Source organism: Sphingomonas pseudosanguinis, assembly GCF_014196255.1.
Classification (GTDB): Bacteria; Pseudomonadota; Alphaproteobacteria; order Sphingomonadales; family Sphingomonadaceae; genus Sphingomonas; species Sphingomonas pseudosanguinis.
In genome coordinates, this window is the sequence record NZ_JACIDH010000016.1 from 43,622 (window position 1) to 61,633 (window position 18,012).

The 18,012-nt window shown below is 66.1% G+C and carries 22 protein-coding genes and 1 riboswitch; of the genes, 12 read left to right on the forward strand and 10 right to left on the reverse strand.

Annotated elements, in window-relative coordinates; all coding sequences use genetic code 11:
• Window positions 1–26: 26 nt before the first annotated feature.
• Window positions 27–257, forward strand: a complete 231-nt coding sequence (locus GGR48_RS14365) for a hypothetical protein (RefSeq protein WP_183952533.1) — start codon at window positions 27–29, stop codon at window positions 255–257.
• Between the two features lie 123 nt (window positions 258–380).
• On the opposite strand, the gene GGR48_RS14370 is transcribed toward GGR48_RS14365, so the two are convergent.
• The 4 genes from GGR48_RS14370 to GGR48_RS14385 form a co-directional block, all read right to left on the reverse strand.
• Window positions 381–1,331, reverse strand: a complete 951-nt coding sequence (locus tag GGR48_RS14370) for a squalene/phytoene synthase family protein (protein ID WP_183952534.1) — start codon at window positions 1,329–1,331, stop codon at window positions 381–383.
• The gene (locus GGR48_RS14375) at window positions 1,328–1,909 is read right to left on the reverse strand and encodes an LOG family protein (protein ID WP_183952535.1); all 582 of its coding nucleotides are present in this window, start codon (window positions 1,907–1,909) and stop codon (window positions 1,328–1,330) included. Before GGR48_RS14375 ends, GGR48_RS14370 begins: the two co-directional genes overlap by 4 nt.
• 77 nt (window positions 1,910–1,986) lie before the next feature.
• On the reverse strand, window positions 1,987–2,247 hold the full coding sequence (locus GGR48_RS14380) for a hypothetical protein (protein WP_183952536.1): 261 nt from the start codon (window positions 2,245–2,247) through the stop codon (window positions 1,987–1,989).
• Between the two features lie 43 nt (window positions 2,248–2,290).
• Complete coding sequence (locus GGR48_RS14385; RefSeq protein WP_244954865.1) at window positions 2,291–3,289, reverse strand: alpha/beta hydrolase; 999 nt, start codon at window positions 3,287–3,289, stop codon at window positions 2,291–2,293.
• A 204-nt stretch (window positions 3,290–3,493) separates the two neighbouring features.
• On the opposite strand from GGR48_RS14385, the gene recQ reads away from it, so the two are divergent.
• The 5 genes from recQ (at window position 3,494) to GGR48_RS14410 (ending at window position 8,429) form a co-directional block, all read left to right on the forward strand.
• The gene (gene recQ, locus GGR48_RS14390; RefSeq protein ID WP_183952538.1) at window positions 3,494–5,263 is read left to right on the forward strand and encodes a DNA helicase RecQ; all 1,770 of its coding nucleotides are present in this window, start codon (window positions 3,494–3,496) and stop codon (window positions 5,261–5,263) included.
• Window positions 5,264–5,274: 11 nt separating this feature from the next.
• The gene (locus GGR48_RS14395; RefSeq protein WP_183952539.1) at window positions 5,275–5,787 is read left to right on the forward strand and encodes a GNAT family N-acetyltransferase; all 513 of its coding nucleotides are present in this window, start codon (window positions 5,275–5,277) and stop codon (window positions 5,785–5,787) included.
• Window positions 5,788–6,336: 549 nt separating this feature from the next.
• Window positions 6,337–7,119 carry a sterol desaturase family protein gene (locus GGR48_RS14400; protein ID WP_221211527.1) on the forward strand — a complete coding sequence of 261 codons (783 nt, stop codon included), beginning with the start codon at window positions 6,337–6,339 and terminating at the stop codon, window positions 7,117–7,119.
• On the forward strand, window positions 7,049–7,462 hold the full coding sequence (locus GGR48_RS14405) for a DUF2141 domain-containing protein (RefSeq protein ID WP_183952541.1): 414 nt from the start codon (window positions 7,049–7,051) through the stop codon (window positions 7,460–7,462). Before GGR48_RS14400 ends, GGR48_RS14405 begins: the two co-directional genes overlap by 71 nt.
• A gap of 70 nt (window positions 7,463–7,532) precedes the next feature.
• Window positions 7,533–8,429, forward strand: a complete 897-nt coding sequence (locus GGR48_RS14410) for a MipA/OmpV family protein (protein WP_240456110.1) — start codon at window positions 7,533–7,535, stop codon at window positions 8,427–8,429.
• A gap of 37 nt (window positions 8,430–8,466) precedes the next feature.
• Here the strand turns inward: GGR48_RS14410 and GGR48_RS14415 are convergent, their stop codons facing one another.
• Complete coding sequence (locus GGR48_RS14415) at window positions 8,467–8,979, reverse strand: hypothetical protein (protein WP_183952542.1); 513 nt, start codon at window positions 8,977–8,979, stop codon at window positions 8,467–8,469.
• Between the two features lie 80 nt (window positions 8,980–9,059).
• Here GGR48_RS14415 and GGR48_RS14420 point away from each other — a divergent pair, with 80 nt between their 5' ends.
• On the forward strand, window positions 9,060–9,497 hold the full coding sequence (locus tag GGR48_RS14420; RefSeq protein WP_183952543.1) for a DUF1810 domain-containing protein: 438 nt from the start codon (window positions 9,060–9,062) through the stop codon (window positions 9,495–9,497).
• Between the two features lie 140 nt (window positions 9,498–9,637).
• Here the strand turns inward: GGR48_RS14420 and GGR48_RS14425 are convergent, their stop codons facing one another.
• Complete coding sequence (locus GGR48_RS14425) at window positions 9,638–10,027, reverse strand: hypothetical protein (RefSeq protein WP_183952544.1); 390 nt, start codon at window positions 10,025–10,027, stop codon at window positions 9,638–9,640.
• Between the two features lie 114 nt (window positions 10,028–10,141).
• Here GGR48_RS14425 and ung point away from each other — a divergent pair, with 114 nt between their 5' ends.
• The 5 genes from ung to GGR48_RS14450 all read left to right on the forward strand — a co-directional run bounded on the left by ung (window position 10,142) and on the right by GGR48_RS14450 (window position 12,446).
• The gene (gene ung, locus GGR48_RS14430; RefSeq protein WP_183952545.1) at window positions 10,142–10,852 is read left to right on the forward strand and encodes a uracil-DNA glycosylase; all 711 of its coding nucleotides are present in this window, start codon (window positions 10,142–10,144) and stop codon (window positions 10,850–10,852) included.
• 78 nt (window positions 10,853–10,930) lie between these two features.
• A complete protein-coding gene (locus tag GGR48_RS14435; RefSeq protein ID WP_183952546.1) occupies window positions 10,931–11,242 on the forward strand; it encodes an alkylphosphonate utilization protein in 312 nt (103 codons plus the stop codon).
• 39 nt (window positions 11,243–11,281) lie between these two features.
• Window positions 11,282–11,536 (forward strand): type II toxin-antitoxin system Phd/YefM family antitoxin, encoded by a 255-nt coding sequence (locus GGR48_RS14440; protein WP_058733588.1) that lies wholly within the window; start codon window positions 11,282–11,284, stop codon window positions 11,534–11,536.
• Window positions 11,533–11,799 carry a Txe/YoeB family addiction module toxin gene (locus tag GGR48_RS14445; protein WP_183952547.1) on the forward strand — a complete coding sequence of 89 codons (267 nt, stop codon included), beginning with the start codon at window positions 11,533–11,535 and terminating at the stop codon, window positions 11,797–11,799. Before GGR48_RS14440 ends, GGR48_RS14445 begins: the two co-directional genes overlap by 4 nt.
• A 365-nt stretch (window positions 11,800–12,164) precedes the next feature.
• Entirely contained in the window at window positions 12,165–12,446 is a 282-nt protein-coding gene (locus GGR48_RS14450; protein WP_183952548.1) for a DUF3892 domain-containing protein, read from the forward strand.
• 144 nt (window positions 12,447–12,590) lie between these two features.
• Here GGR48_RS14450 and thiC read toward each other — a convergent pair whose 3' ends face one another.
• The 4 genes from thiC to egtD all read right to left on the reverse strand — a co-directional run bounded on the left by thiC (window position 12,591) and on the right by egtD (window position 18,011).
• A complete protein-coding gene (gene thiC / locus GGR48_RS14455) occupies window positions 12,591–14,459 on the reverse strand; it encodes a phosphomethylpyrimidine synthase ThiC (protein WP_221211522.1) in 1,869 nt (622 codons plus the stop codon).
• 48 nt (window positions 14,460–14,507) lie between these two features.
• A riboswitch (TPP riboswitch) is annotated at window positions 14,508–14,598 on the reverse strand.
• A 187-nt stretch (window positions 14,599–14,785) separates the two neighbouring features.
• The gene (locus GGR48_RS14460; RefSeq protein WP_183952549.1) at window positions 14,786–15,826 is read right to left on the reverse strand and encodes a ferritin-like domain-containing protein; all 1,041 of its coding nucleotides are present in this window, start codon (window positions 15,824–15,826) and stop codon (window positions 14,786–14,788) included.
• A gap of 34 nt (window positions 15,827–15,860) precedes the next feature.
• On the reverse strand, window positions 15,861–16,832 hold the full coding sequence (locus GGR48_RS14465) for a ferritin-like domain-containing protein (protein ID WP_183952550.1): 972 nt from the start codon (window positions 16,830–16,832) through the stop codon (window positions 15,861–15,863).
• A 201-nt stretch (window positions 16,833–17,033) separates the two neighbouring features.
• Entirely contained in the window at window positions 17,034–18,011 is a 978-nt protein-coding gene (gene egtD / locus GGR48_RS14470; RefSeq protein ID WP_183952551.1) for an L-histidine N(alpha)-methyltransferase, read from the reverse strand.
• Window position 18,012 lies beyond the last annotated feature (1 nt).

An 18,012-nucleotide genomic window follows, 5' to 3' on the forward strand; every position in this document is an offset into this window, starting at 1 on the left:
TTTTATCAGCAAGTGGAGGCGGTTACATGCAACCGATTTTCTATGTGATGGCGATCCTGGGCTGCGGCGATGGCAGCGTCGATTGCACCGAGGCGCGGATGGTCCCGGCCCGTTACGAAACCATGGCCCAGTGCCGCGCCGATCTCGCCAACCGGATCGCCGCCAACACCGACGTGCCCTATCCGGTCATCGGTGCCGATTGCCGCCGCATCGGCGCGCAGATGGCAAAGGCCGAACGCAAGCCGTCGCGGGGCTGAGTCTCAACCTCTACCCCCGTTCGGCCTGAGCGAAGTCGAAGGCCAAGGGAACCCCCTCACCGTCATCTTGGCATAGGTCGGAACATGGCCTTCGACTTCGCTCAGGCTGAACGGAGGGTGGGATTATCGGGGTCGTGTCCAAAGCGTTGGATCACGCGGGACGATCGCCATCTTGTCCCGCCGCGCCGCCTGCACGCTCGCCACCGTCATGAAGCGCAGCTTTTCCGCCTTGCTGGTCCCGACCCGGCTGTCCCAGGCGCGCCGTCCGCGCCTGGCGACCTTGCGCCCGATCGCGCCATAGATCGCCGCCGCCGACAGCACCGCCCAGGCCGAGCGATAGGACAAGGCGGGCGTCCCCATCCGCGCGCTCGCCTCGAATAGGGCGGCCTGATCGGTCAGCCGGCGGGCCAGCGCGCTCAGCCCCGGCCGGTGCGACGGGGCCATGATCGCATCGGGCGCGATGCTCTTATAGGCCAGCCATTGCCGGGGCAGATAGTGCCGCCCGGCGCCCGCATCCTCGGCGATGTCGCGCGCGATATTGGCCAGCTGGAACGCCATGCCCAGATCGCATGCACGGTCGAGCGTCGCGTCATCCTCCGGCGCGACCCCCATCGTCACCGCCATCATGCAGCCGACGACGCCCGCGACATGATAGCAATAGCGGTAGAGATCCTCCTCGCTGTCGGGCCGCCAGTCCTCGGCGTCCAGCGCGAATCCGGCGATCAGGTCGCGTGGCCAGCGATGCGGCATCCCCGTCTCCGCCGCGACGACCCGCAGCGCGTCGAAGGCCGGATCGCCCACCACCCGCCCCGCCAGCGCCGCCTCTGTCTTGTCGGTCAGCTCGGCCAGCCGCGCGGGCGCATCCGCGACACGCGTCATGCCATGGCCATGATCCTGCCCGTCGGCGATGTCGTCGCACCGCCGGCACCAGGCATAGAGCAGCCAGGCGCGCTCGCGTGTTTCGGGATCGAACAACAGGCTGGCGGCCGCGAAACTCTTCGAGCCGCGCGCGATCGAGGCCTTGGCCGCCGCCACCAGCGCCGCCCGTTCGCTCGGGGCGGCGGTGTCGCTCACAGATCGCCCGCGTTCATGCGCACGATCGGCTGAGTCGGCACATGCGCCGCCATCCGGTCCAGCAGCCCGTCGAGCGTGTCGTCGACGATCAGGAGGTCGCGGTGCTGCGGCCGCAGGAAGCCGACCTCGCCCATCTTTTCCCAGAAGGCGACGAGATGGTCGTAATAGCCGCCCGTGTTGAGCAGCCCGACCGGATCGGCATGATAGCCGAGCTGCGCCCAGCTCAGCGCTTCCCACAGCTCGTCCATCGTGCCCGTGCCGCCCGCGATGGTGATGAAGCCGTCGGACAGATCGGTGAACGCCTTCTTGCGCTCATGCATGCCGGGCACGACGTGCAGTTCAGTCAGGCCGCGATGCGCGACCTCGGCATCGACCAGCGCCTGCGGGATGATGCCGATCACCTCGCCCCCCGCCGCCAGCGCCGCATCGGCGACCGCACCCATCAGGCCCAGCCGCCCGCCGCCATAGACGACACCGATCCCACGCTCGGCCAGGCCACGCCCGACCTGCCGTGCGGTGTCGATATATTGGGGGTCCGAAGGGGTCGCCGACCCGCAGTAAATGGCCAATCGCTTCATCCTGTGAGCGCTAAGCGATGGCGCCGGGCGGGGCAAGCGGGGTTGCGGCCAGCCGACCGGTTCCGGCTTTCGCCGCGTCAGGCGAAGAGGGCGACGGCACCGGCGATCAGTATCGCCCAGAACAGCAGAAAGACGAAATTGCCGCGCCAGCCCGACGATACCGCTGGACCGTCGAGATTCTCGGCCGCATGCGCGCCATCCAGAAACCGTACCATGCGCCGGGCGAGCGTCACGATGATCCAGTCGACGGCACCGATCGGATCGAGGTCGAGCAACTGGCGCAGCGGTGCGCGTTCATAGAGGCTTACGATGCGACAGAAGCCTCGAACAGCTTTCATCGACATTCGTTCTCGCATGCCCCCGGACAGCGCCCGCCGGGCCTTATCGGGGATGCGCAGTCTTCGCCAACATGCCGATGTCCTGCAACCATTGCCGCACCTGCCCCGGCCATTGCGTCGTGATCGGATCGGCGGTCGGCCGCAAGCCGAACGCATGCCCGCCTTTGGCATAGACCCGCATGTCGACAGGCACCTTCGCCGCGTTCAGCGCCAGCGCATAGGCCAGCGGCTGGCGGATGTCGTCCATCGGATCATCCATCGCATGCAGGATCATCGTCGGCGGCGCCTTGGCACTGATCGTCACCCAAGGGCGTAATTCGAGATTGTTCTTCCCCCTGCTGTTGTCCAGCATCCGCGCCGTATAGGCGATGACCGCGAAATCGGGACGCGGGGACTGGCGATCGGCGGCATCCGCGATCGGATAGCTGCGCGCCTCGGTGTTGCTCATATTCGCGGCGAGATAGGCCCCGGCGGAAAAGCCGATGACGCCGATCTTGTGCGAATCGATCCCGTAGGTTTTTGCCCGCTGGCGCAACAGGCCGATGGCACGCTGCGCATCCTCCAGCGCCAGCAAGGTCTCGGGCCGTTGTTGCCGGCCATCGACCACCGGCCAGACCTGCGGCGTGCGATATTTGAGCACGGCGCAGGTCATGCCCTGGCGCACCGCCCAGTCGCAGATCTCCGTGCCTTCGAGGTCCATCGCCACCACCTCGAACCCGCCGCCCGGCAGGACCAGCAAGGCGGCGCCATTGCCGTGTCCTTTGTGGCGATACAGCGTCATGGTCGGGCGAGTGACATAGGTCGCCCAATGCCATTTCCGCCCCGCGACCAGCCCAGTGCCGTTGCCGGTCGCCTCCGGCCGATCCCCGGAGTCGGGCTTGGCAAGCCCCACATCGGGTGACCAAAGCGGTATCTGCTCGTCCCCATCAATCGGTTGCCAGATACCGACGCGCTCGTTCTTGGGAAGCGGCGCGGGCTTGGCCGGGCCAGTCCGTGCCGGGGCCGCCCCGGCAAGACCCCATGTCCCGAGCGCGATAGCCAACCCAAGTCGAGACACACGCATATCGCACCCCAAAGGACCGTGGCGGACGACCGCCATGCTGAATCGTCTGGACCACGCTATCGCCGCCGCCGCGTCCGATAAAGCCTGTTCGATACCGCACGGTGCCAATCTCTATTCGGGCCAAAGGCAATTCCAGCCACCCCACCCTTCCCCCGCCCCCATGCCGTCGCTACATGAGCGCGGATGGTCGCCGACCCCCTTGCCAAGCTTCATGAAGTCTTCGGGTACAGCCAGTTCCGGGGTGTCCAGGATCAGGTCGTTACCCGTGTCCTGAACCGGCAGCGGACGTTGGCGGTGATGCCCACCGGTGCGGGCAAATCGCTCTGCTACCAGCTGCCCGCCGTGATGATGGACGGGTGCTGCGTCGTGGTCAGCCCGCTGATCGCGTTGATGCACGACCAGCTGCGCGCGGCCGAGGCGGTCGGCATCCGCGCCGCCACGCTGACCAGCGTCGACCAGAACCGCGCCGAGACGATCGCACGCTTCCGCGACGGCCAGCTCGACCTGCTCTATGTCGCGCCCGAGCGTGCGTCGTCGTCGCATTTCCGCGAGTTGCTGGCGTCGGCTCCGCTCAGCCTGTTCGCGATCGACGAGGCGCACTGCGTCAGCGAATGGGGGCATGACTTCCGCCCCGACTATCGGCTGCTAGAGCCGCTGATGGATGCCTTTCCAGAGGTGCCCCGGCTCGCGCTGACCGCGACCGCCGACGCGCATACCCGTGCCGACATCGCCAAGCAGCTGGGGATTCCCACCGAAGGCATGATCGTCTCGGGCTTCGACCGGCCCAATATCCGCTATGCGATCAGCCCCAAGGCGAATGTGAACCTGCAGATCGCGCGCGTCGTCGCCGATACACCCGGCCCCGGCATCGTCTATGCCCAGACGCGCGCGGCGACCGAGAAGCTGGCCGAGGCGCTGGCGCGGACCGGCCGCCCGGTGCGCGCCTATCATGCCGGGCTCGATCCCGCCGTGCGCGCCAAGAACCAGGCCGATTTCGTCGCCTCCGAAGACATGGTGATCTGCGCCACCGTGGCGTTCGGCATGGGCATCGACAAGCCCGATGTCCGCTTCGTCGCCCATGCCGGGCTGCCGAAGTCGATCGAGGCCTATTATCAGGAGACGGGCCGCGCCGGCCGCGACGGCGATCCCTCGGTCGCGCATCTCTTCTGGGGCGCCGACGACTTCGCCCGCGCGCGCCAGCGCATGGCCGAGGTCGAACCCGAACGACAGGCGGGCGAGCGCGCGCGGCTGTCCGCGCTGGGCGCGCTGGTCGAGACGGGGGGATGCCGCCGCCGCATCCTGCTACGCCATTTCGGCGAGGAGCTGGCGGAGGACTGCGGCAATTGCGACAATTGCCTCGGCTCGCCCGATGCGGTCGACGCCACGACCACCGCGCAGAAATTCCTGTCCGCCGTCTTCCGCACCGGCCAGATGTTCGGCGCGGGCTATATCGAACAGGTGCTGACCGGACAGTCGAGCGAGCGCAGCCTGATGAACGGGCATGAGGCTTTGTCGGTCTGGAACATCGTCTCGGGCGATGAGGTGGCGCTGCTCAAGCCCGTCCACCGCGCGCTGCTCCTGCGCGATGCGCTCCGCACCAATCCGCATGGCGGGCTGGAGTTCGGTCCCGCCGCGCGTGCGCTCATCAAGGGCGAGGCGCGGCTGTCGTTGGTCCTGCCGCCCAAGCGCGAGAAGAAGGGCCGCCGCGCCGCCCCCGTCGCCGCCAACCCGGCGGACAATCCGCTGTTCGAGGCGTTGCGCGCCAAGCGTCGCGAGCTGGCGCAGGAGGCAGGCGTGCCGCCCTATGTCATCTTCCATGATTCGGTGCTGCGCGACATGGCGGCACAACGGCCGAGCAGCCGTGCGGCGCTGTCGCTCCTGTCCGGCATCGGCGCGCGCAAGCTCGATGCCTATGGCGAGGCGTTTCTGGCGGTGATCCGCGAGGCGGGATAAGCTCTTGGGCCATGAGCGCCCCGACCCTGACCACCGAGCGGCTGACCTTGCGCGGCCATCACCCCGACGATCTCGACGCGCTGGCCGCGATGTGGGCCGATCCGGCGGTGTACGCGATGATCGGCGGCAAGCCCCGGCCGCGTGAGGAGGTGTGGATTCGGCTGCTGCGGTCGGTCGGGTGCTGGACGCTGTTCGGCTATGGCGCCTGGGTGGTGTGCGACCGCACGAGCGGCGAGGTGCTGGGCGACATCGGCCTATTAGAATCGCGCCGGGCGATCGTGCCGGAACTGACCGTGCCGGAGGTCGGCTGGACGCTGGTCCCGGCGGCGCACGGGCGTGGCTATGCGGGCGAGGCGATGCGCGCGGTGCTCGGCTGGGCCGAAGCGCAGGGCATCGGGCGGACCTGCTGCATCATCGATCCGGACAATGCCGCGTCGATCCGGCTGGCCGAGAAGCTGGGTTACCGCGTACCGGTCGAGGGGGTCTATCATGACCGGGCGATTTTGATTTTTCACCGGGGCTAGACACCCTCGGCCTATTCCTCCCCTTGCAGGGGAGGGGGACCAGCGACGCTGATGGAGGGGAGCGGCAGGCCGAATCCGCCCTGCGGGTTTGAGGATTGCCGGGGGGCAATCCGACCTGCCACTCCCTCTCGACGAACGCGACACCCCTCCGTCAGGCCTTCGGCCTGCCACCTCCCCTGCAAGGGGAGGAATAGAAGGCCTTGGACCTCCGTTCACACTGAGCGAAGTCGAAGTGCACGGGATGCGCTTGCCGACAGGGAGGGGCGTGGGCTTCGACTTCGCTCAGCCTGAACGGATGTGGGGAGATTCGCGCGGAGGCGCGGAGGGCGTGCGCCCGGCCGACAGGCCATCCCATTATGGACGATGCGGCATAAGCCAACGCCGAATGGACACCCGATGCCGACGCGCGGTTCCACCTCTCTGCGCCTCCGCGCCTCCGCGCCTCCGCGCGAACAAAAGGCCCCGCGCCGGACGTTCGCGGTTCAAGCCCCGCCCCCGATAGGGTATACCGCCGCCGTGACACTTGCCCTGATCCTGTCCGCCATCGCCATGACGCTGATCGTCGGTGTCCGCTATCTGCTCGCGTCGGGCGCGTTCGCGCTGGCGACGAGGGCGCGGCATCCGAACCTGTATGCCGGGCTGGACCCGCAGATCCGGCGTGAAATCTGGTGGAGCCTCGCTTCCGCCGCGATCTACGGCGTGCCCGCCGGCATCGTCGCCTGGGGTTGGCAGAATCGGGGATGGACGCGGATCTACGCCGACGTGCACGACTATCCGCTCTGGTATCTGCCCGTCTCGGTGCTGCTCTATCTGATCGCGCACGATACATGGTTCTACTGGACGCATCGCTGGATGCACCGGCCCGCCATCTTCAAGCGCGCGCATGCCGTCCATCATGCCAGCCGTCCGCCCACCGCCTGGGCGGCGATGGCGTTCCACCCGATCGAGGCGGTGACCGGCGCTGTGGCCATTCCGCTACTGGTCTTCGCAATTCCGATCCATGTCGGCGCACTCAGCTTGGTGCTGACGATCATGACGGTTATGGGCGTTACCAATCACATGGGCTGGGAGATTTTCCCGCGCTTCATGTGGCAGGGGCGCCTGGGGGGGTGGCTCATCACCGCAAGCCACCATCAACGGCATCACGAGCAATATGGGTGCAATTATGGCCTTTACTTCCGTTTCTGGGATCGACTGTGCGGGACGGACCGGGGACTGGGAGATTTCGCGCGCGCCCATGCGCAGGCGGCGCGCCGCATCGATGCTGCTGGCGCTGGCCGCGTTGCCGCTCATCGGCGCGGCGCCGGTCAGCCGGCTGGACATCGGGATTGATCAGCTGCGCTCGGCCAAGGGCATGGTCCGCCTGTGCCTGACCGCCGATCCGGACAATTTCCCGGCCTGTGTCGATGACGCGCGCGCGCTGACCCGATCGGTGCCGGCGGGGCAGAAGGCCATCCATCTCGACGGCCTGCCCCATGGCCAGTACGCCGCCGCCGTCATCCATGACGAGAACAACAACGCCAAGCTCGACACGCTGGCGGGCATTCCCCGCGAAGGCTTCGGCTTTTCACGCAACCCGGCGATCCGCTTCGGCCCGCCGCGGTTCACGGCGGCGCGCTTCGCGCTCGATTCTGTTGCCGAAACACAACAGATTCGGATGCGGTACATATTCTGACACAATCGCCGGAGCGAAATCGCCACCGTGGCGTTGCATTTCGGATAAGCCATTCAGGGAGTTTTCCGTCTTGCGCCTTTTTTCGCGCCCCACTTTATGCGGGGTCGCCCCGCTGATCGCCTCGGCGGCGCTCTCCCTCTCGGTCCCGGCGCATGCGCAGGATGTCCCGGCGGCCGATGTCTCGGACGCCGCCGCCGTCGGCGCGCAGATGGGCAAGAACACCATCACCATCGGTCTGGGCGGCGCCTATCTCCCCGATTATCAGGGGTCGAACGACTATCAGTTCACGCCCGCCCCCGCCGCCCTGGCCTATATCAACGGCCATACCATCACGCTGATCGGCAACCGCCTGTCGGTCGACCTGATCGGTGACCGCACCAATCCGGGCTGGGATTTCCAGGCCGGCCCCGTGGGTGTTGTCAATCTGGACCGCACCGCGCCCTCGCGCATCGACGACGTCCGTGTCCGCGCGCTGGGCAAGATCGGCGCGGCGGTCGAACTGGGCGGCTATGTCGGCATCGGCAAGGTCGGGGTGATTACCAGCCCCTATGACCGCCTGTCGGTCGCGCTCAGCTATCGCCACGACGTCACCGGCGTGCACGACAGCGGCATCTGGCAGCCGAGCGTCAACTATTTCACCCCGTTGTCGACCAAGGCGGCGGTCGGGCTGTTCGCCACCGCCGAACATGCCGGCAGCGGCTATGCCCGCCGCTATTACTCGATCAACCAGGGCCAGAGCCTCGCGAGCGGCCTGCCGGTGTATAACGCGCGGTCGGGCTGGAAGAACTGGACCGCCGGCGCGATCGGCACCTATTCGCTGACCGGCAACCTGCTTCAGGGTTGGAAGCTGGTCGGCAGCGTCGCCTATGGCCGGATGCTCAACGATTTCGGCGACAGCCCGATCGTGTCGCAGGCGGGATCGCGCGGCCAGTGGCTGAGCGCGCTGGGCGTCGCCTATACCTTCTGACGATCCGGGCCGGCCTGTCGGGGCCGGCCCGCCTCTCTTATTCCTGCGGACATTCGCCGGGACGCGTGACGGGGGCGCCGCCCATATACCATTGGCTGCGCTCGCCCATCGTCTCCCGGTCGTGATAGCAGACCTGCGCCTTGCCGGTCTTCATATCCATCTGCATCGTCCAATTGTTGTCGGCGCAGTCATGCGGAGTGCAGCCATGCGCGGCAAGACCGGTCGCCCCCATCGCGAAGATCGGCACCGTCACCGCGCCGCGCGACATGATCCGCTGCACCAGCTTCTGGTCGCCCACCGCGTCGTGCAGCGCGCTCGCCACCTCGGTCCGGTCGAAAAAGCTGACGCCGTCGACCGCATCGCCGGGATAATGGCCGATATAGGCCTTGAGCGGGGTCTCCTGCGCCACCCCGGCGATCGGGGTCGGGCGCGCGGTGCCGGGCGGGGTGAAGTTGCCCGGTGCGACCTCCGAATCCGCATCCCCGCCCTTGCCGCCACACGCGGCCAGCGCCAGCAGGGCCAAAGGGACAAGACTCACGACACCGCGCATCACACTCTCCTGACGATCACGTCGGCTCGACGCATCCGTTTACCAAGGAACGCGCTGCCCGGGTGGACGGTTGCCACGCCATGGCCAGCCCCTCCCCCAACGCGCTGACGCGCTTCGTCGAAGTCCAGACCCATGATTTCGCCACGGCGCTGCGCGAATTGCAAGCCGGGCGGAAGCGCAGCCACTGGATGTGGTACATCTTTCCCCAGATCGCCGGGCTGGGCCACAGCGCGATGGCGCAGGCTTATGCGATCGCCGATGCGCGGGAAGCCCGCGCCTATCTGGCACATCCGCTACTCGGACCCCGCCTGATCGAGGTGGTACAGGCCGCCTGCGCCGCGCCGGGATCGGCCGAGGTGATCTTCGGCGACATCGACGCGATGAAGCTGCGATCCTCGCTGACCCTGTTCGCGGCGGTGGCGGAGGACCCCGTCCCGTTCCAGACCGGGCTGGACCGCTTCTTCGACGGAAAGCCCGACCCCGAGACGCTGCGTCTGCTGGGTCACGTGGCGCGTTAAGGCCGGTCTCGCCGACGGTTATACCCCTCCGTCAGGCCTTGCGGCCTGCCACCTCCCCTTGCAGGGGAGGAACAAGGGCAATCTCGACCGGGCTTGGGACGGGCGGGTGGACCGACCGGGCGATCCACCCGCCATGGCCTTTAGCCGTTCTTCTTGACCGGCGCGGGTCCGGTGACCGTTGCGCCGCCATCGGCGGTCAGCACGATCGTCCACTGGGCGACATTGTCGCAAATGGCGGTCCAGGTCGGATAGCCGTTGGTCGGCGCGATCTCGGTCATGCTGGTCACCGACTGGCAGCTCGCGCCGCTGGTGCCCGAATCGCGGATCGCACGGAACAGCACGCCGCGCCGCTGCCCCTCGGGCAGATCGCGGACCTTCGTGCCCAGTTCGCCCGCGCTCATCCCGCTGGCATTGGTCGCCGCCGCCGCCGCCGCCGTCGCGTTGTTGGCCGGGGTGTCGTTCGATCCGCCACAGGCGGCCAGCGGCAGCGCGGTGGCCAGAATGGTGGAGGCGATGATCGTACGCTTCATGAACATGCTCCTGACAGGTCACGCGGCCGGCGGGAATGACGACCGTATCGCCTGCTCAACGATTATCCCCCGTGGCGGTTGCGCCGCGATGACGCCAGCGGCATGACACGCGGCATGAGCGATATTCGTCTGCACGAAAGCTGGCTGGCCGCGCTGCGGACCGAGTTCGACGAGCCTTATATGAAGGCGCTGAAGACCTTCCTGGCCGAGGAGCGGGCCGCCGGCGAGCGCATCTTCCCCCGCCCGGCCGAGTGGTTCCGCGCGCTGGACCTGACGCCGCTCGATCAGGTGCGTGTCGTCATCCTGGGGCAGGACCCCTATCATGGCGAGGGACAGGCGCATGGCCTGGCCTTCTCGGTCCAGCCCGGCGTCCGTCCGCCGCCCAGCCTGGTCAATATCTACAAGGAGATGGCGACCGACCTGGGCATCGCACCGCCCGGCCACGGCCTGCTCGATCATTGGGCGCGGCAGGGGGTGCTACTGCTCAACTCGGTGCTGACCGTGCGGATGGGGCAGGCAGCCTCACATCAGGGGCGCGGGTGGGAGCGGTTCACCGACGCCGTGATCCGCGCCGTCGCCGCCAAGCCCGAGCCGGTCGTCTTCATCCTGTGGGGCGCCTATGCCCAGAAGAAAGCGGGCTTCGTGCGCGAGATGGGCGCGGGGCGGCACTGTGTCCTGACCTCGGTCCACCCCTCGCCCTTGTCGGCGCGAGGCGGCTTTTTCGGATCGAAGCCCTTTTCGCGCGCCAATGATTTTCTGGTCGAACATGGCCAGCCGCCGATCGACTGGGCGCTGCCACCGCTGCCTGATACCGAGCGGGCATGATCTGTAATCATACTGGCATCATTTTGCGCAAGCGCGCATAGGGCCGCCCATTCATCGATCAGACAAGGGGCAAGCGCGATGGCCGACGAAGATTATGTCTATGACGAAGCGACCGGCGAATGGATCAGCGCCGCCGACGCCGCCGCGAAGGGCGGGGCCACCAGCGACGACGATGCGGTCGTGGTGCGCGACTCGGTCGGCAACGTCCTGAGCGACGGCGATCAGGTGACGCTGATCAAGGACCTGACCGTCAAGGGCGCGGGCCAGACGCTCAAGCGCGGCACCCTGATCAAGTCGATCCGCCTGACCGGCGACTCGCAGGAAATCGACTGCAAGTTCGACGGGATCAAGGGACTGGTGCTGCGCGCGGAGTTTGTGCGGAAGCGGTGAGGGTTGACATTGGACAGGTTGTTGTACAATCCTACACGTATGCAGGCTGTCTCCTATTCCGAAGCGCGCGAAAATCTGAAGGCGATGATCGATAAGGTCGTTGCCGACCGCGCACCCGTGGCGATCACCCGCCAGCGGGGCGAAGGCGCTGTGCTAATCTCGGCCAGCGAATGGGCGTCGATCGAAGAGACTCTCTATCTGCTACGCTCGCCCAAGAACGCCCAGCGCCTGTTGGAGAGCATCGCCGAGCTGGAAGCGGGCGGCGGCGAAACGCACGATCTTATCCAGCCGTGAAGGTCCAATTCTCGTCACGATCATGGGCCGAGTATCTCGACCTCCATGCGCATGACGCGAAGCTGTTCGCCAAGCTCAATGCCCTGATCGAAGAATGTCGCCGTCACCCGTTCAAGGGCACCGGCAAGCCCGAACCGCTGGGCGGCAACTTGTCAGGCTGGTGGTCGCGCCGGATCAGCCATGAGCACCGGCTGGTGTACCGGGTGGCGGGCAGCGGTGACGAGCAGGTGCTGCAAGTGGCGCAGTGCCGGTACCATTATTGAGGCAGAACGGATGCGATTGCGATGGGCGCCGCTTGGCTGACCACGCGACGCCCATCATCTCAGAGATCGCGGCCCAGCCGCAACACACTGTGTTTGTGACTTCAGCAACTGACGCGTAGCCTGACCGCCACACAATGTGCGATTTATAAGGTACCCTTATAAACACAGTATGGGAACCAAATTTCCTGGACAGGCTATAAAACATCATGGATGATGATCCCCGAAGCTGCCTTTGCAGAGGCAAACTTCGGGGAGGAAGCAGGCAGTACCTGTTCCGTGCTCGTTGGACGTGAGCGACACGGAATTACGGTACCTCTCGTCAACTTTCAACCGGTGTGCTGCCTGCCGCCGGCAGGAGACGAGTAATGGCGAACACCGCTCAGATTCAGTGCATCAATAAAACCAACCGATACAGCGCCCATGACAGGATTTCGCATGTCGGTGGAACCTACCCCAGCCGATGGAAACTGACGCAGGAAGAGGCCATTGCAGCGATCGAGTCCGGACAGTGGCAATTTTACGTCTCGGTCGGGGGGCAAACGGCATGGGTGATCGTCGCCCGGTCGAGCGCAGGCAATAAATATCTCAAGACGCAGAATGACGGCGAGCAGCCCAACAACCTGTTGAGCCTGCCTGAATGCCCGTAAGTTGAAACGACAGAGGGCGGGCCCACAACAGGCCCGACCTCCATCACTCTCCAGCGCCCCCCCTTGGCCTTCGACTTCGCTCAGGCTGAACGGAGGTTAGGAATCGGGGCCGCATCCTTACCGGGGTGCGGCCCCTTTTTTCTATCACTCCGCCGGAAGGTAGACCTCCCCACCCTTCTCGCGGAATTTCTCGCTCATTTCCTGCATCCCCGCCTCGGCGTCCTCGGCCGCGACGAAGGTTTCGACCGGGGCGTTCTGCTTGGCCGCGAATTCCCGAACCTCTTGGGTAATCTTCATCGAGCAGAATTTCGGGCCGCACATCGAACAGAAATGCGCGGTCTTGGCGCCCTCCGCGGGGAGCGTCTGGTCGTGGTAGGACTCCGCCGTGTCGGGGTCGAGCGACAGGTTGAACTGGTCGCGCCAGCGGAACTCGAACCGCGCCCGCGACAAGGCGTCGTCGCGCATCTTGGCGGCGGGGTGCCCCTTGGCCAGATCGGCGGCATGGGCGGCGAGCTTGTAGGTTACCACGCCGACCTTCACGTCGTCGCGGTCGGGCAGGCCCAGATGCTCCTTGGGCGTGACGTAGCAGAGCATCGCCGTGCCGTACCAGCCGATCATCGCCGCACCGATGCCGCTGGTGATATGGTCGTAGCCCGGCGCGATGTCGGTGGTCAGCGGCCCGAGCGTGTAGAAGGGCGCCTCGCCGCACGCCTCCAGCTGCTTGTCCATATTCTGCTTGATCTTGTGCATCGGCACATGGCCGGGGCCTTCGATCATGACCTGCACGTCCTGCGCCCAAGCGCGCTTGGTCAGCTCGCCCAGCGTGTACAGCTCGGCGAACTGCGCCTCGTCATTGGCGTCGGCGATCGCACCGGGGCGCAGCCCGTCACCCAGCGAATAGGCGATGTCATAGGCCTTCATGATCTCGGTGATCTCGTCGAAGCGTTCGTAAAGGAACGACTCCTTGTGATGCGCCAGGCACCACTTGGCCATGATCGAGCCGCCGCGCGACACGATGCCGGTGACGCGCTTGGCGGTCAGCGGGATGTACGGCAGGCGCACGCCCGCATGGATGGTGAAATAGTCGACGCCCTGCTCGGCCTGTTCGATCAGCGTGTCGCGGAAGATCTCCCAGGTCAGCTCCTCGGCGATGCCGCCGACCTTTTCCAGCGCCTGATAGATGGGGACCGTGCCGATCGGCACCGGCGAGTTGCGGATGATCCACTCGCGCGTGTCGTGGATGTTGCGCCCGGTCGACAGGTCCATGACCGTGTCCGCGCCCCAGCGGATCGACCAGACCAGCTTGTCGACCTCGGATGCCACGTTGCTGGCGACGGCCGAGTTGCCGATATTGGCGTTGATCTTGACCAGGAAATTGCGGCCGATCGCCATCGGCTCGGATTCGGGGTGGTTGATGTTGTTGGGGATGATCGCCCGGCCGCGCGCCACTTCGTCGCGGACGAATTCGGGCGTGACGTAATCGGGGATGGCCGCGCCGAAGCTCTCGCCGTCGCGGACATACTCCTTCAGCATTTCGCGGCCCAGATTTTCGCGGGTCGCGACATATTCCATCTCGGGCGTGATGATGCCGGCCCTCGCATAGTGCATCTGGCTGACATTCATGCCGGGCTTGGCGCGTAGCGGACGGTTCAGCCCGGTGCGCGGGAATTGCGGCACGCCGCCCGAACGGTCAGGGCCGAGCTGTCCGTTATCCTCGGGGCGGATCTCGCGGCCGTCATAGGCCTCGACATCGCCGCGCGCCTCGATCCACTCGCGGCGGATCTGCGGCAGGCCGCCCATGATGTCGATGCGCGCATTCGGATCGGTGTACGCGCCGCTGGTGTCGTACACGCGCAAGGGCGGCTCGTCCGAGGACGGGTCGAGATGGATTTCGCGCATCGCGACGTTCAGCGGGCCGACGTGAATCTTCTTCGAGCCACGAATGGGGCCGGTCGTCACGCCGATTGCGCTGCCCGCGGGGGGGATCTCGGCCTTTGCGGGGATATCTGCCATAGTCGTCCACTCCATGCGGAGGAAACGGACCATGAGAGATGGGGCCGCTCCCTCCCTACGCCGGTGTCAGCCGGATCAGGTTCAGCGGGTCGGGGGCTCTTGCCCCCCTCTCAAGCGCAGGCCAGCGCTCCCCCGGGGATGGCCCCTGCATAAGCGCAAATCGCGAACCACAGAAGGGGTTTCGTCGCGCGCTGGCCCGAATGCCCGCATCCCGCGACGAACGGGCATAAAAATACCCCGACCGGCGAATGGGGAAGAGGCCGGTCGGGGTCAGGACCCGTAGTGAAACGGCCTTTTTGACAAGGCCTTGGGGGTAACGCGGTTCGTCAGCCGCTGGCGGCGCTGGAGCGGACCGTGCCGTTGAGGCCGCCGGGGAAGAACCCGCCGCTGGTGACCGAGGCCTTGTTCAGATAGACGATGTTGAGCACCTGGCCCGGCGTGCGGACAAAGGCGATCGCGTTGGAGTCGGCGGGAACGAGGTTCGCCACCTGCTGCCCGTTCACCGTCGCGACGATGCCCTGGTCCAGATCGCTCGAACCGTCCAGGCTGTCACGAGCGTCCGAGATCTTGCCAGCATTCTCGATCAGCGTGGACCCCGTGGTGCTCAGGCCCTTGCGATAGATCGTCGTGCGCACGAGACCGGCATGATAGGCCTCCGCCGCGTGGATGCCCGCCGCCGCCTCGATAAAGGTCTTGTTGGTCAGCAGGGTGACGCCGCCCATATAGGCCGTGACGCCGACATCCTCGAACAGGAAGGCGCCCAGCAGAAAGGCTTCGTCCGAGGCATAGGGGTCGAAGGTCCCACTGCTGCCGACCACGCCCGCCGCGCGTGCCGCCGCCGTGAAAGCGCCATTGGCATCGCCCGACAGGTTGATCGCCGGCTGTGCCACCGCAGCACTACCCAGCGCGTTGCGCAGGAAGGTGACGTGCGCGATCTCGTCATAGGCGATCTCGCGCGCATATTGTGCGACGATCGGGTCCTGGAACCGGACCTGGCGCGGCTGGCCGGCACCATCGGTGGCGCTGGTGTTGATCGCGACCGATCCTTGCGTGCCCGCGCCGCCAAGCAGCGAGGAAGACAGACCGGTGCCGAACGCGGCATAGCTGTAGAACTGCGCTTCGAGATATTCGAGCTGAAGCGCAAAGTTCAGCACATCGGCATCGGTGACCGAGGCGGTCGAGGTCGGGGTGGGGGTCGGCGTCGGGATGACGATGACGTCGTCATCGTCGTTGTTGCACGCACCCAGCATCGCCAGCCCGCCCACGGCACCGGCCCCGGCGGCCATGCGCATGAAACGGCGGCGGTCGGCCCGGCGCTTGGCCGATGCCTCTTCGATCACGTCGAGAATGAAGCGTTCTTCGCTCATGATTACGATCCTCTCCAGTCGAGGAAAAAAGGGATCAGTTCGCCACGCTCGCGCGCAGGTTACCGTTGACGCCGGCGGGGAAGAACCCGCCCAGGGTGGCGGCCGCCTTGTTCAGATAGACGATGTTCAACACCTGCTGCGGCGAACGGCTGAACACGATGCCGTTCGTGTCGGTCGGCACGATGTTGGAGACGAGCTGGCCATTGACCGTCGTTTGGGCAATGCCCTGATCCAAGCTGCTCGACCCATCGACGCTGTCGCGCAAGGCGGAAATCCGACCGGCGGCGAGCGGCAGCAATTCCACCGGATTCGCCGGGTTGTAGCCGCGCGCATAGAGCGTCGTACGGATGATGGCCGCGTGATAGGCCTCGACCGCCAGGATGCCGGCTGCCGCCTGCAGGAAGGTCTTGTTGGTGATCAGCGGCGAGGCACCCTTGTACGCCGTCACGCCGACATCCTCGAAGATATAGGCTGCGAGCAGGAAGCCGCTGGGCGTTTCATAGGGATTGAACGTCTCGGTCGGACCGACGACACCGGCCAAACGGGCCGCCGCCGTGAACGGGCCATTGGCATCGCCCGAGATGTTGATCGCCGGCTGTGCCACCGCCGCGCTGCCGAGCGCGGTGCGCAGGAAGGCGACATGTGCCGCTTCGTCCGCCGCGATCTCGCGCGCATAGGCCTGGACGAGGGTATCGCCGTTGAACGCCACCTGCGCACCGCCCGTGACCGCACCCTGCGTCCCCGTACCGGTCAGCTGGTTGGCGGGCAGGCCGACGCCATTGGCGGCATAGGCATAGAACTGTGCTTCGAGATATTCGAGGTTGAGCGCGAAGTTCAGAATATCGGTATCGGTGATGGTCGACTGGGCGCCGGCCTTGCTGGTCAGGGTGAAAGCGGTGGCACCCACCGCCGCCGCACCGATCGCCATCTTGAAAAAGTCACGCCTGTGATCCCGGCGCTCGGCCCGTGCCTCGAATGCGTCGAGCAATTGTGCGCTTTCCGTCATCATGCTCCTCCCACTAGGAAACCAACACAAACTCTATTCGTTGGCACGTTACCATCAAAAGAACTTGTACTGGGACCCGGCGGACAGACTTTATCGACGACATACATTCCAACGGGCCGGGAAGAACAACGCCGGTTGGATGAAAAAGACGCAACCTTTTCGACCAACCGGTTTTGCCTGACTATTTATGCGCCCAAGCGTTTATGGCGCCAGACGAGCCGATTGCGCTTCGGCGAGATAAACGCTGAACAGATCGTCCGGATCGCTCCAGTGCGCGACCGGGGTCCAGCCGCCCGCGCGCAGCAGGATCTTGGCCTCGCGCAGGCCATATTTGTGGCTGTTCTCGGTATGGATGGTCTCACCCGCCGCCATGGCGAAGGGGCGCCCCTCGATGGTGAAGTCGACGTCGCGCTCCGCCGAGAGATGCATTTCGATCCGCGAGCGGTCATCGTTCCACACCGCGCGGTGGCGGAACGCCTCGACCGGGATGGTGCCGTCGAGTTCGCGGTTGATCCGGTCGAGCAGGTTGCGGTTGAACGCCGCCGTCACCCCTTGCGCGTCATCATAGGCGGGCACCAGGATGTCGGCCGGCTTGGCGCGGTCCATCCCGATCAGCAGCATCGCCCCCTCGCCCAGCGAGCCGCGCATCGCGCGCAGCAGGTCGGTCGCCATGGCGGGCGTCATGTTGCCGATGGTCGAGCCGGGGAAGAAGCCCAGCTTGGGCATGTCCGCGACCATCGCCGGCAACGCCAGCGGATGCATGAAATCCCCCTCCAGCGGATGGATGGGCAGATCGGGAAAGGCCTGTTGCAGGTTGCGCGAGGATTCGCGCAGGAAGTCGCCCGAAATGTCGATCGGTACATAGGCCGAGGGTTCGACGCAGCGCAGCAGCACCGGCGTCTTGGTCGAAGAGCCCGAGCCGAATTCGACGACCGCACGGCCCCGGCCAACATGCGCGACCAGTTCGGGGCACATGGTCTTCAGGATCATCGTCTCGGTGCGGGTCGGATAATATTCGGGCAGGTCGGTGATCGCCTCGAACAGTTCGGAGCCCTTGCGGTCGTAGAACCAGCGCGCGGGGATGGCGCGCGGGCGGCGCTCCAGCCCGGCGAGGACATCGGCGCGGAAGGCGGGGTCGGCAAGCGACATCTGACCGTCCTCGATCTCGGGCTTCAGCATG

What these genes read in the sequence shown, in the direction of transcription:
- GGR48_RS14365 (WP_183952533.1), top strand. Translation starts at nt 27, where the DNA reads ATGCAACCGATTTTCTATGTGATGGCGATCCTGGGCTGCGGCGATGGC.
- GGR48_RS14375 (WP_183952535.1), bottom strand. Translation starts at nt 1,909, where the DNA reads ATGAAGCGATTGGCCATTTACTGCGGGTCGGCGACCCCTTCGGACCCC.
- GGR48_RS14380 (WP_183952536.1), bottom strand. Translation starts at nt 2,247, where the DNA reads ATGAAAGCTGTTCGAGGCTTCTGTCGCATCGTAAGCCTCTATGAACGC.
- recQ (WP_183952538.1), top strand. Translation starts at nt 3,494, where the DNA reads ATGGTCGCCGACCCCCTTGCCAAGCTTCATGAAGTCTTCGGGTACAGC.
- GGR48_RS14395 (WP_183952539.1), top strand. Translation starts at nt 5,275, where the DNA reads ATGAGCGCCCCGACCCTGACCACCGAGCGGCTGACCTTGCGCGGCCAT.
- GGR48_RS14400 (WP_221211527.1), top strand. Translation starts at nt 6,337, where the DNA reads ATGACGCTGATCGTCGGTGTCCGCTATCTGCTCGCGTCGGGCGCGTTC.
- GGR48_RS14405 (WP_183952541.1), top strand. Translation starts at nt 7,049, where the DNA reads ATGCTGCTGGCGCTGGCCGCGTTGCCGCTCATCGGCGCGGCGCCGGTC.
- GGR48_RS14415 (WP_183952542.1), bottom strand. Translation starts at nt 8,979, where the DNA reads ATGCGCGGTGTCGTGAGTCTTGTCCCTTTGGCCCTGCTGGCGCTGGCC.
- GGR48_RS14420 (WP_183952543.1), top strand. Translation starts at nt 9,060, where the DNA reads ATGGCCAGCCCCTCCCCCAACGCGCTGACGCGCTTCGTCGAAGTCCAG.
- GGR48_RS14425 (WP_183952544.1), bottom strand. Translation starts at nt 10,027, where the DNA reads ATGAAGCGTACGATCATCGCCTCCACCATTCTGGCCACCGCGCTGCCG.
- ung (WP_183952545.1), top strand. Translation starts at nt 10,142, where the DNA reads ATGAGCGATATTCGTCTGCACGAAAGCTGGCTGGCCGCGCTGCGGACC.
- GGR48_RS14435 (WP_183952546.1), top strand. Translation starts at nt 10,931, where the DNA reads ATGGCCGACGAAGATTATGTCTATGACGAAGCGACCGGCGAATGGATC.
- GGR48_RS14440 (WP_058733588.1), top strand. Translation starts at nt 11,282, where the DNA reads ATGCAGGCTGTCTCCTATTCCGAAGCGCGCGAAAATCTGAAGGCGATG.
- GGR48_RS14450 (WP_183952548.1), top strand. Translation starts at nt 12,165, where the DNA reads ATGGCGAACACCGCTCAGATTCAGTGCATCAATAAAACCAACCGATAC.
- thiC (WP_221211522.1), bottom strand. Translation starts at nt 14,459, where the DNA reads ATGGCAGATATCCCCGCAAAGGCCGAGATCCCCCCCGCGGGCAGCGCA.
- GGR48_RS14460 (WP_183952549.1), bottom strand. Translation starts at nt 15,826, where the DNA reads ATGAGCGAAGAACGCTTCATTCTCGACGTGATCGAAGAGGCATCGGCC.
- GGR48_RS14465 (WP_183952550.1), bottom strand. Translation starts at nt 16,832, where the DNA reads ATGACGGAAAGCGCACAATTGCTCGACGCATTCGAGGCACGGGCCGAG.
- egtD (WP_183952551.1), bottom strand. Translation starts at nt 18,011, where the DNA reads ATGCTGAAGCCCGAGATCGAGGACGGTCAGATGTCGCTTGCCGACCCC.